General features: G+C 66.9%; 12 protein-coding genes. 6 read left to right on the top strand and 6 right to left on the bottom strand.

All coding sequences use genetic code 11. The annotated features are described in order from the left end of the window. Positions 1-179 precede the first annotated feature (179 nt). Complete coding sequence (locus P7V53_RS04360) at positions 180-1565, top strand: M23 family metallopeptidase (protein WP_280154256.1); 1386 nt, start codon at positions 180-182, stop codon at positions 1563-1565. Between the two features lie 98 nt (positions 1566-1663). Then, positions 1664-2788 carry an anhydro-N-acetylmuramic acid kinase gene (locus P7V53_RS04355; RefSeq protein ID WP_280154255.1) on the top strand — a complete coding sequence of 375 codons (1125 nt, stop codon included), beginning with the start codon at positions 1664-1666 and terminating at the stop codon, positions 2786-2788. 44 nt (positions 2789-2832) lie between these two features. Here the strand turns inward: P7V53_RS04355 and erpA are convergent, their stop codons facing one another. The 5 genes from erpA to rplM all read right to left on the bottom strand — a co-directional run bounded on the left by erpA (position 2833) and on the right by rplM (position 5312). Beyond that, positions 2833-3210 carry an iron-sulfur cluster insertion protein ErpA gene (erpA, locus tag P7V53_RS04350; protein ID WP_280154254.1) on the bottom strand — a complete coding sequence of 126 codons (378 nt, stop codon included), beginning with the start codon at positions 3208-3210 and terminating at the stop codon, positions 2833-2835. A gap of 33 nt (positions 3211-3243) precedes the next feature. After that, entirely contained in the window at positions 3244-3642 is a 399-nt protein-coding gene (locus P7V53_RS04345; RefSeq protein ID WP_280154253.1) for a polymer-forming cytoskeletal protein, read from the bottom strand. 46 nt (positions 3643-3688) lie between these two features. Further along, positions 3689-4399, bottom strand: coding sequence for a DUF6776 family protein (locus P7V53_RS04340; RefSeq protein ID WP_280154252.1), 711 nt, complete (start codon positions 4397-4399; stop codon positions 3689-3691). Between the two features lie 82 nt (positions 4400-4481). Next, entirely contained in the window at positions 4482-4874 is a 393-nt protein-coding gene (rpsI, locus tag P7V53_RS04335) for a 30S ribosomal protein S9 (protein ID WP_280154251.1), read from the bottom strand. A gap of 9 nt (positions 4875-4883) precedes the next feature. Then, the gene (gene rplM, locus P7V53_RS04330) at positions 4884-5312 is read right to left on the bottom strand and encodes a 50S ribosomal protein L13 (RefSeq protein ID WP_280154250.1); all 429 of its coding nucleotides are present in this window, start codon (positions 5310-5312) and stop codon (positions 4884-4886) included. 235 nt (positions 5313-5547) lie between these two features. On the opposite strand from rplM, the gene P7V53_RS04325 reads away from it, so the two are divergent. The 3 genes from P7V53_RS04325 (at position 5548) to P7V53_RS04315 (ending at position 8226) form a co-directional block, all read left to right on the top strand. Continuing rightward, positions 5548-6249, top strand: coding sequence for a GNAT family N-acetyltransferase (locus P7V53_RS04325; RefSeq protein WP_280154249.1), 702 nt, complete (start codon positions 5548-5550; stop codon positions 6247-6249). Positions 6250-6393: 144 nt separating this feature from the next. Then, positions 6394-7182: a DUF2726 domain-containing protein gene (locus P7V53_RS04320; RefSeq protein ID WP_280154248.1), complete on the top strand. Its 789-nt coding sequence runs from the start codon at positions 6394-6396 to the stop codon at positions 7180-7182. A 21-nt stretch (positions 7183-7203) separates the two neighbouring features. Then, positions 7204-8226 (top strand): serine/threonine protein kinase, encoded by a 1023-nt coding sequence (locus P7V53_RS04315; RefSeq protein ID WP_280154247.1) that lies wholly within the window; start codon positions 7204-7206, stop codon positions 8224-8226. On the opposite strand, the gene htpG is transcribed toward P7V53_RS04315, so the two are convergent. Further along, positions 8227-10107, bottom strand: a complete 1881-nt coding sequence (gene htpG, locus P7V53_RS04310) for a molecular chaperone HtpG (protein WP_280154246.1) — start codon at positions 10105-10107, stop codon at positions 8227-8229. A gap of 171 nt (positions 10108-10278) precedes the next feature. On the opposite strand from htpG, the gene P7V53_RS04305 reads away from it, so the two are divergent. Further along, a complete protein-coding gene (locus tag P7V53_RS04305) occupies positions 10279-11520 on the top strand; it encodes a cation:proton antiporter (protein ID WP_280154245.1) in 1242 nt (413 codons plus the stop codon). Positions 11521-11523 lie beyond the last annotated feature (3 nt).

Here is an 11523-nt window from a genome sequence, read left to right as displayed (position 1 = left end):
CCGTATAATTCGAGCCGGCTGTTGCCGGGCGTAGCCCGGCTTGAGCATGATCCCGCAGGGGCTGGAAAGCGTTGCGAATTCTAGTGGACGCCCCGGATCGTGATGAACAACCAACCAGCGCCCGCCCGGACGCTGGCCAGCAAGACGAGCGGCCACGCTCGGCAAACAAATTGAGTTCGTTGGATCCTGTTGACCGCGCTTGGGCCGAGGCCCTGCAGCGCACCGGAAGCTTCGTTGCGCGGCATCCCCGCGGCATCGCGTCGGCCGTCGTGATTGCGCTGGCCGGTTTCGCGGCCACGGCCTTCGGCATCGCGCCGCTGGCGCCGGACGCGGCCGACCTGCCGAGTCGCATCGTGACGGAAAGTGTCACACCGGAAGGCATCGAAGGGCAGCTCGAGGCGCTGGCCGCCTACGAGCTGGAGCTGTACCGCAGCGACCTCACGCGCAGCAGCGACACCGCCGACAGCCTGCTCACCCGGCTGAACGTCGGCGACCCGAAGGCTGCGGCCTTCATCCGCAATGACGCCACCGCCCGCAAGCTGCTCACCGGCCGTGCTGGCAAGATGATCCAGGTGCGCGCCGACGCGTCGGGCGAGCTGGAAGAGCTGGTGGCACGCTACGCCGCCGAACGAAGCGACCAGTTCAGCACCCATTTCACTCGCCTGTCGATCAAGCGTGTCCAAGGGCAGCTGCGCGCCAGCATCGAAACGGCACCGCTGGCGGCGCAGGTGAGACTGGGCAGCGGCACCATCCGGAATTCGTTGTTTGCCGCGACCGATGAAGCGCGCATCCCTGATCCCGTCGCAACTCAGATTGCCGAGATCTTTTCCACCGATGTCGACTTCCGGCGCGAGCTTCGCCGAGGCGACACCTTCCGCGTCATCTACGAAGCGCTCACCGCCGACGGCGAACCCATCACCTGGAACGAGTCGTCGGGTCGCGTGCTGGCCGCCGAGTTCACCAACGCCGGCAAAACCTATTCGGCGGTCTGGTTCAAGGACCCGGCCACCGGCCGCGGCGGCTACTTCGATCTAGGCGGCGAGAGCAAGCGCCGGGCGTTCCTCGCCAGCCCGATGGAGTTCTCCCGCGTCACGTCCGGCTTCGCGATGCGCTTCCATCCGATCCTGCAAACCTGGCGTCAGCACAACGGCGTCGACTATGGCGCTCCGAGCGGCACGCCGGTGCGCACGGTGGGCGACGGCGTGGTCGACTTCGCCGGCTGGCAGAACGGCTATGGCAACGTCGTCAGCATCAAGCACAGCAATGACCGCACTACCGTCTATGCGCACCTGAGCAGCATCGACGTGCGGCGGGGCCAGCGTGTGGAGCAAGGCGCCCGAATCGGCGCAGTCGGCGCCACCGGCTGGGCGACCGGTCCGCATCTGCATTTCGAGGTCAAGGTGCACGGCCAGCAGCAGAACCCGCTGCTCATCGCGAAAGCGTCCGAAACGATCGCCATCTCGCCCGTCGCCAAGCCGCAGTTCCTTTCGCTGGCGCAAAGCGTGCGCGCACAGCTGGACGCCGCGCAGACTGTCGCCGCGTCCGGCGGCAACTACGCCGAGTAGCGGCGGCGCCGCGACCCATTGCGAGGCCCGCACTGCGCGGGCCTTTTGCTTGGCGTGGGCACAATCGCGGCACGCGCTCAACACGATCGGGACTGAAGATGACCCACCTGTACATCGGGCTGATGTCCGGCACCTCGCTCGACGGGGTCGACGGCGTGCTGGTCGACTTCTCCGCCGGCGCCTCCTCGCCGCTGCACCTTCGCGCGCATGCCCATCGTCCGTTCGCGCCCGATCTCGCCGCCGAGCTGCTGGCGCTCAACACCACGGGCGCGGACGAGCTGCATCGTGCTGCGCTGGCTGCCAACGCCCTCGTGCGCGTCTATGCAGATGTCGTGCGCGACCTGCTCGAGCGCAGCGGCGTGACGCATGGCGAGGTTCACGCCATCGGCGCGCACGGCCAGACAGTGCGGCATCGCCCGCGTGAGTTCGACGGCCTCGGATACACACTGCAGCTCAACAACCCCGCGCTGCTCGCCGAGCTGAGCAGCATCGATGTGATCGCCGATTTCCGCACGCGCGATGTGGTGGCTGGGGGCCAGGGCGCGCCGCTCGTCCCGGCGTTTCATCGCGCAGTGTTCGGGCGAACCGACGAAGGCGTCGCGGTGCTCAACATCGGCGGCATTTCCAACCTCACCCATCTCGCGGCGGACGGATCGACCATCGGCTTCGACTGCGGGCCGGGCAACGCGTTGATGGACCACTGGTGCCGTCGTCACACCGGCCGACCTTTCGACGAAGACGGAACCTGGGCAGGCGGCGGACGTGTCATCGACAGGCTGCTGAGCGCGATGCAGGGCGAGGTGTACTTCGACCTGCCGCCACCGAAGAGCACCGGTCGGGATCTGTTCAACCCGGCGTGGCTGGACACGCACCTGCGCGCCCACGGCCCCGGTGCCGACCCGCGGGACGTGCAGGCCACGCTGGCTGAGCTGACGGCCTGGGCATGCGCCGATGCGGTGAGCCGTCATGCCACCGGCGCGCGCGAGGTGCTGGTGTGCGGCGGCGGCGCGCTGAACATTTCTCTGATGCGCCGGCTCGCCGCGCGCTTGCCGGCGTGCGCGGTGCGGTCGACGAGCGAGCGGGGACTCGACGTGAGCCATGTCGAGGCCGCCGCGTTCGCGTGGCTGGCCAAGGCTTTCGTCGAGCGGCGCCCCGGCAACCTCGTCGCCGTCACCGGCGCTGCGGGACCGCGCCTGCTCGGCGCGCTCTATCCCGCAGGCTGACAGCAAAAAGCCGCCCCATGGGCGGCTTTTTTGGGCGAGAGGCCTCAGACCGTGAAGCTGGAACCGCAGCCGCAGGTCGTCGTCGCGTTGGGGTTCTTGATCACGAACTGAGCGCCCTGGAGGTCGTCCTTGTAGTCGATCTCTGCCCCCGCCAGGTACTGCAGGCTCATCGCGTCGATCAGCAGCGTGACGCCGTTCTTGGTCATCTGCGTGTCGTCGTCATTGACGATTTCATCGAAGGTGAAACCGTACTGGAAGCCCGAGCAGCCGCCGCCTTGCACGAAGACACGCAGCTTCAGGTCGGGATTGCCTTCCTCGTCGACCAGCTCCTTCACCTTCGCGGCGGCGCTGTCGGTGAAAACCAGCGGCGGCGGCGGTTCGTCTTGCGGGGTGACTTTGAGATTCTCGGCGACGGCGCTCATGGGGACTCCTTCAGGATACGGCTTTGGGCTGCATTATCCGCCGCCGGCTGCCGCCAGTTTCAAGGCGGGTTTCTCCTCTGCCTTCAGCGGGCGCAATTCTCCGTCGATGGTGGCGCCCTGGTGCATTTCAAGGACCTCGTATCGAACATCGCCTGAAATACACGCCTTGGGCTGCAGCTCGAGCAGTTCGTCCGACTGGATGGGACCCTGCACGGTTCCGTTGATGATCACGTGCGCCGCCCTGACCTTGCCCAGCACCCGCGCCTTCTCGCTGATGACGAGGATGCTGTGCCCCTCCCCCGTCGCCACGACATCGCCGTGAACCTCACCATCGATGCGCAGCCCCTCGGTGAAGCGCAATTCGCCTTGGATCACGGTTCCCTCGCCGATCAGCGTGCGGATCGGCGGCTGCTTCTTCTTGCTGCTGAACATGTGCTCTCCCAACGCAGTCCGGCGGTGCTCGGCCCATCGCCCGGCTTCAGACCTTGGCGGTCTGGGTTGCCTTGACCCCGCCGCTCGCGTCCAGCACCCGCACCTGCAGGCTTTCAACGACGGCTTCCGAGGGGTGATCGATCATTCCTTCGACACGCAGATACTGTTTCATCTGCAGCGGCTTGGTGCCGTCTGGAGGCGTGTAACTCCACGGCTTTCCTTCCAAGGTGCCTACCAGCGTGATTTCGTACCGGCCGCGAAATTCGGGCGGCGATTTGCCCGGCTGCATCACGAGCAACTGGAAACGCAATTGGCCCGGAGCGCGACTTTCCGCGTGCAGGCCCCGGATGGACAGGCCGGCGCCGGCACCGGTCGGCAACAGGCGTTCGAAGAAGCCCAGGTTGGCCTTCAGCGTCAGGTTCTCTGCCTCGATCTGCTTGAGCTGCTGCGTCAGGCGCTCCTGCGCTGCGCGCTCGGTTTTCAGGAGGCTGTCGGCGGCGCTGGCGATAGACGCCGTGCGCTCACGCTCGGCCTGCAGCTGCGCCACTTCGGCACGCAAGCGCTTGAGCTCGGCCGAGGCGTTGCGATCGAGGCCCGCGATGTCCTTGCCGAATTCGAAGGCCCACACCGCGATTGCGGCCGAGAAGCCGAGCACCACCGCCAGCGCGGCCCATCGCAGAGGCCACGGAAGATGACTGCGAACGATCATGCGCGGCGCGCTGATCGACAGCCTTCGTCGCATCAGTTTCCAACGCATGACGGTTGTGTCCGAAAGTGAGCTGAAAACGAAAGAGGCCGCATGGTATGCGGCCTCTTGCATGGATCGTGCGCGATCTCGATCAGCGCTTGCTGAACTGCTTGCGGCGGCGGGCGCCGTGCAGGCCGACCTTCTTGCGCTCCACTTCGCGGGCGTCACGCGTGACGAAGCCGGCGCGGCTCAACTCGGGCTTGAGTGCCGCGTCGTAGTCGATCAGCGCGCGGGTGATGCCGTGCCGCACGGCGCCAGCCTGACCGGACTCGCCGCCGCCGTGCACGTTGACCTTGACGTCGAAGGCGGCGTCATTGGCGGTCAGCATGAGCGGCTGCTTGACGATCATGATCGACGTCTGGCGGCCGAAGTATTGCTCCACCGGCTTGCCGTTGACGAGGATCTGCCCCGTGCCCTTCTTGATGAACACGCGCGCCACCGAAGACTTGCGGCGGCCGGTTCCGTAGTTCCAATTTCCGATCATCGCCTGTCCTTAGATCTCGAGCACTTTGGGCTGCTGGGCGGTGTGCGGATGCGTGGCACCGGCATACACCTTCAGCTTCTTGACCATCGCATAGCCCAAGGGGCCCTTGGGCAGCATGCCCTTGACGGCCTTCTCGAGCGCGCGGCCCGGGTGCTTGGCCTGCATGTCCTTGAACTTGGTGCCGTAGATCCCGCCCGGGAAGCCCGTGTGGCGGTAGTACACCTTGTCGTTGGCCTTGTTGCCGGTGACGCGGATCTTGTCGGCGTTGACGACGACGATGAAATCGCCGGTATCGACGTGAGGCGTGTAGATGGCCTTGTGCTTGCCGCGCAGGCGGAGGGCGACTTCACTGGCCACCCGTCCGAGGACCTTGTCGGTCGCGTCAATCACAAACCACTCATGCGTCACTTCGGCCGGTTTGGCGCTGAAGGTTTTCATGGATGACTTGGGTTGGATATACAGCCCTTGTTGCACCGCGGTCGGTGCCGCTTCGTTGATGGCGGCCTCTTAAGCGGAGCGTGGCGAAAAGATCGCTCTTCCCCGGGCTGATCGAGGGAAAGCTTTTGATTCTAGCAGATCTGCACGCCGTCGCACGCCGGCGTCGGCGGCCCCCTGGAGCGCGTCACCTAGCTCGATCCACTAGACTGGGGTAAACCCTAAGTAGGAGGTCCCCATGACCGACGAACTCCGTATCCCGCCGCCGGCGGGCGAAACAGCTTTTCCTGCCACTGCCGTGAATTGGGCCTGGGTGCCTGTCCGTTCGCTGTCCGCCCGGCACCGGCCGCGCATCGTCGCTCATTTGCTGTCGCTGAACGAGCACGATCGCTATCTGCGCTTCGGCCATCCGGCAAGTGACGAGCAGATCGCGCGCTACGTCGACACGCTCGACTTCGACCGCGACGAGATGTTCGGCATCTTCAACCGCCGCCTCGAGATCATCGCGATGGCGCACCTGGCCTATACGCCGCCCAGCGCACCGGCCAATCCGCGATCCATGGCGGAATTCGGCGTGTCGGTGCGACACAAGGCGCGCGGCCGCGGCTACGGCGGCCGCTTGTTCGAGCACGCGGCCATGCACGCGCGCAACCGCCGGGTCGATACCTTGTTCATCCATGCGCTCAGCGAAAACACGGCCATGCTGAAGATCGCACGCAAGGCCGGGGCGCTGGTCGAGCGCAGCGGCTCGGAATCCGAGGCCTGGGTCAAGCTCCCCGGCGAAAGCTTCGCCACACGGTTCGGCGAGATGCTCGAAACGCAGGCCGCGGAGATCGACTATCGGCTGAAGGTGCACGCGCACCGCGTCAGCGAAATCCTGGAGTCGCTGGCGGAAGTGAAAACCCACCTCAATCGGAAGGCGCCGGCGGCGTCCGAGTGAATTTGTCTCACGGGCGCTGCCCCATATGTCGGGGATGCGTCGAAAGGGTCGTTCTGCGTAACATTCGCAGTACATTTCCGACCAGTTTCTAGCAAGGGCCATCTCGGTACCTCGGGGGCCGGCTGTCAGGATCATGCCGTGACCATGCAAACGCTTCCGTGGATCGCCGCCCTCGCCGTGCTCGTGGTGGGATTGGGGGCGCTTGCCGTATGGGCCCTGCGGCCGCGTCGCCCGGCCGCGCCAGCCCCGCTGCCGACCGAATGGGCCCTTACCGCGCGTCCTGTCTTCAATGTCGACGAGCGCCGCGTCTATCGCCTGCTGCGCGAAGCGCTGCCTCATCACATCGTGCTGTCCAAGCTTCCGCTGGTGCGCTTCTGCCAGCCGAACGATCCGAACGAGGTGCGCTACTGGTACGACCTGCTCGGCTCCAACCACGTCGCTTTCGCCGTCTGCAGCGCCAACGGACGGGTGCTTGCGGCAATCGATCTCGACAACGAGCGCGGCAATTCGCGGCGCATCATGCAGATCAAGCAGTCGGTGCTCGCCGCCTGCCGCGTGCGCTACCTGCGCTGCCCCGCCGATCACCTCCCCACGGTGGCCGAGTTGCAGTTGCTGGTGCCTCAGCACGGCACACCCACCCGCGGCCCGCAACCGGCGCCCGCACCGGCACCCAGCCTGCACGAAGCGCGCGATTCGCTGGCCAGCACGGTGGCCACCCGCCGCGCCGAGCGGACGGCGCTGTGGCAGGACTCCACCTTCTTCCAGGACTCCTTCTTCGCCCCGGACAACCGCCTGGAAGGGCTCTCCTCCGAGTTCGGCCCGCTCGCGGCAAATGGACGCACAGGGCCCGAGCGATCGGGCGACCAGTCCGGTGACGACGTCGGTGGCGTGGTCGTCGATGCGCCACAGCGTTCCTCGCAGACCCGCCACTGAGGCGGCGCGTACGATGCGCGGATGACCGCGCCCCACCCCGCTTCGCTCACGCCGTATGCCGGCCTCACGCCGGGCTTCGTGCTGGACGCGCTCGACAGCGTCGGGCTGCGCGGCGACGGACGGCTCCTGCAGCTCAATTCGTACGAGAACCGCGTGTTCCAGGTCTTCCTCGAGGACGGCCAGGTCGTCGTCGCGAAGTTCTACCGCCCGGGCCGTTGGAGCAACGCGCAGATCCTCGAGGAGCATCGCTTCACCGCCGAGCTGGCTGCGGAAGAGATTCCCGCCGTCGCGCCGCTCGTGATGGCAGCCGATGCCACGTCGCAGCTGAAGCCGACGCTGCACGGCGACCCGCCGACGCTCGCCTGCATCGAGCACGAAGGCGAGGAACACCGCTTCACCGTGGCACCACGCCGCTCGGGTCGCGAGCCGCCGCTGGAAGGCACGTCCGAGCTCGCGTGGATCGGCCGCTTCATCGGGCGCATGCATGCTGTGGGCGCCCGCAGGCTCTTCGAACATCGCGTCACGCTCGGCGTCGACGCCATCGGACGCGCGGCGCGCGACTGGATCTGCGAGCACGGCGACCTGCCCCCCGAACTGCTGCCGCCCTGGCAGGACGCCGCCGATCGCGCGCTCGACATCGCACGCAAGGCCTTCGACCGGCTCGGCGACGCGGCGACGATCCGCGTGCACGGCGACTGCCACATCGGCAACGTCCTGTGGACCGACCATGGCCCGCATTTCGTCGATCTCGACGATGCGATGAACGGGCCCGCAGTACAGGACTTGTGGATGCTGCTGTCGGCCGACGGCGCCGAAGGCCGCGCGCAGGTGCGGGCCCTGCTCGGCGGCTACGAGTCGTTCCGCGAGTTCGACGATCGCGAGCTCGCGCTGGTCGAGCCGCTTCGCACGCTGCGCATGATTCACCACAGCGCGTGGATCGCCAAGCGCTGGAAGGACCCGGCGTTCCCGGCGGCCTTCCCTTGGTTCGGCACGACCTCGTACTGGCAGGAGCAGGTGCAGCTGCTGCGCGAGCGGATCGAGTGATCAGCCGATCAGCAGCGTGTTGACCCGCCGCACATAAGCCGCCGGATCTTCCAGCTGGCCGCCCTCGGCGAGCAGCGCCTGGTCGAACAGGATCTGCGCCAGGTCGTCGAAATGCGCGTTGCCTTCCAGCCGCTTGACGAGCGCGTGCTCGGCATTGACCTCGAGGATGGGCTTGGCCGCCGGCGCCTGCTGCCCGGCCTGCTTCAGCAGCCGCGCCAGATGGCCGCTCATGTCGCCCTCTTCCACCACCAGGCAGGCCGGTGAGTCCACCAGCCGGGTGGTCACGCGCACGTCCTTCGCGCGATCCTTCAGCGACTCCTTCAGGCGCTCGAGCACCGGCTTGAACGTGGTCGCGGCCTCCTCGGCCTGCTTCTTCTCGGCCTCATCCTGCAGCTTGCCGAGGTCGACCGCGCCCTTGGCCACGCTTTGCAGCGGCTTGCCGTCGAACTCGTACAGATGCGAGAGCATCCATTCGTCGACGCGGTCCGTCAGCAGCAGCACCTCGATGCCCTTCTTGCGAAAGATCTCGAGCTGCGGGCTGCTGCGCGCCGCGGCCAGGCTGTCGCCGGTGATGTAGTAGATCGCCTCCTGCCCGTCCTTCATGCGGCCCACGTAGTCGGCGAAGCTCACGCCTTCGTCGGCCTGGGTCGATGCGAAGCGCAGCAGCTTGGCCAGGCGCTCCTGGTTGGCGTGGTCCTCGCCGACGCCTTCCTTGAGCACGACGCCGAAGTCCCTCCAGAACTTTGCGTACTTCTCGCGCTCGGGCGCCTCGTCGCTGTCGGCGAGCGACTCGAGCATGGACAGCACCCGCTTGGTCGAGCCTTCGCGGATCGCCTTGACGTCGCGGCTTTCCTGCAGCAGCTCGCGCGAGACGTTGAGCGGCAGGTCATTGCTGTCGATGATGCCCTTGACGAAGCGCAGGTAGACCGGCATGAGCGCCTCGGCGTCGTCCATGATGAACACGCGCTTGACATACAGCTTCACACCGCCGCGCTTGTCCCGGTTCCACAGGTCGAACGGGGCCTTGGCGGGAATGAACAGCAGCTGCGTGTATTCGCTGCGGCCTTCGACGCGGTTGTGCGTGTAGGCCAGCGGGGGCTCGCTGTCGTAGCTGAGCTGCTTGTAGAACTCGTCGTACTGTTCCCTGGTGATCTCGCTCTTGTTGCGGGTCCACAGCGCCGCCGCCTTGTTGACCGGCGTCCATTCGTCGCGCTGCACCTGTTTCTTCGCCTCGGCGTCCCACTCCTCCTTCTGCATCAGGATCGGCAGCGAGATGTGGTCGGAATACTTGCCGATGATCGACTTGAGCTTCCAGCCCGACAGGAACTCCTCCTCGCCCTCGCGCAGATGCAGGATCACCGACGTGCCGCGCGCCGGCCGGGTGATCTTCTCGACGTCGAACTCGCCGCTGCCTTCGGAACTCCAGCGCACGCCTTCCTCAGGCGCGATGCCGGCGCGGCGCGATTCCACCGTGATGCGGTCGGCGACGATGAAGCCGCTGTAGAAGCCGACGCCGAACTGCCCGATGAGCTGGGCGTCCTTCTTCTGATCGCCCTGCAGGGCGGCCATGAATTCGCGCGTGCCGCTCTTGGCGATGGTGCCCAGGTGGGCCACCGCCTCTTCGGCCGACATGCCGATGCCGTTGTCCGTGATCGTGATGGTCTTCGTCTCGGGATCGAAGGCGACCCGCACGTCGAGATTGGGCTGGTCCTCGAACAGCTCGGGCTTGTTCAACGCCTCGAAGCGAAGCTTGTCGCAGGCGTCCGAGGCATTCGAGATCAGCTCGCGCAGGAAGATCTCCTTGTTGGAGTACAGCGAATGGGTGACGAGGTGAAGGACCTGCTTGACCTCGGCCTGGAAAGAAAGAGTTTGTTTGTCCATGGTGTTTCAGGATGAAGTCGGCCGGCGGCGTCCGGCGCGCCACACGTAGGGGCGCCGGACGTCGATTCAAGACCCGCGCGCTGCGCGGGTTGGCGATTATCGACAAGCGCGAATGTTCATCTTGGCCGCGTGGCTCGTCGTTAAACTGGCCCGCCCTTGCACACCACCCCGATGACCGGACTGAATCCCCTCACCTCCTCGGCCAGCCCGCCGCTGTGGACGCTGGAAGGCCTGCGCGGCGCCGATCCGGTGCTGGGCCTCGCGCTGCTGATGGTCGTGGCCGTCGTGCTGGCCGAACTGCTGCACCGCCATGCCCGGCTGCCGCGTTCGTGCGGCCACATGCTGGTCGGCGCGCTGGCCAGCCCGCTGGTGCTGAGCTTGCTCGAGCGCAGCGAGCTCGACGCGTGGAAGCCGCTGATCGACCTCGCGATCGCGATTCTCGTATTCGAGCTCGGCACCCGCATCCGCCCGCGCTGGCTCATCGACAATCCGCCGCTGGCACTCACCTGCGTGCTCGAGGGCGCGCTCGCCGGCCTCGCGGTCGCGGCCTCGCTGGCGCTGATGGGCGTGCCGCTGCTGTCGGCCACCGTGGCCGGCACGGTGGCGATGTCGACCTCGCCGGTCATCACGCTGGCCGTGCTGCACGAGTCGCGACCGCGGGGACAGGTCACCGAGCGACTGCTGCTCATGACCGCGGTCAACAGCGTGCTCGCCATGCTCATGCTGAAGGTGTGGCACGTGGTGGCCGCCTCGGTCGATCGCGACCTGTTCGCCACCGGCATGAATGCGCTGTACGTGATCAGCGGCTCCGTGCTGCTGGGCGCTGCTTGCGGGTTGCTGCTCGAGCTGCTCAGCCGGCGCCTGCGCGGCACCAGCGCAATGCCGGTGCTGCAGATCGGCCTGGTGATCATCGCCAGCATGCTGGCGGTGCAGTGGACGCTGTCGCCGTTGCTGGCGCTGCTGGTTGCAGGCATGGTGGCGCGCTCACGCATGCGGCATGCGCTCACGGTCGAGCCGCAGCTGGGGTCGGCCGGCGCAGCGCTCAGCGTCGTGCTCTTCGTCTGTCTCGGCCTGCTGCTCACGCTGGACGACCTGCTGAAGCTGATGCCCTGGGTGGTGGCCATCGTCGTCGCGCGCGCCGCCGGCAAGGCGCTGGCGGTGGCCACGCTCGCCCGTCCCAGCGGTCTCGGCTGGCGCCAGGCCGGGGCACTGACCCTCGCGCTGCAGCCGATGAGCAGCCTGGCGGTGCTGCTGGCCGCCGACACCTTCGCCTGGGCCTCGCAGCTGCCCGGCATGGATCGCGCAGTGCTGCAGGCCGTCCTGCTCGCCACCTCGCTCATGCAGATCACCGGGCCGCTGTGGACCACGCTTGCGCTGCAGAAGGTAGCGCGCGAAGCCGATGGGGCCTCGTGACGC

The organism is Piscinibacter sp. XHJ-5, from assembly GCF_029855045.1.
Classification (GTDB): Bacteria; Pseudomonadota; Gammaproteobacteria; order Burkholderiales; family Burkholderiaceae_C; genus Albitalea.
Note: the sequence above shows the minus strand (reverse complement) of the source record. Positions and strands in the feature narration are given on the sequence as shown.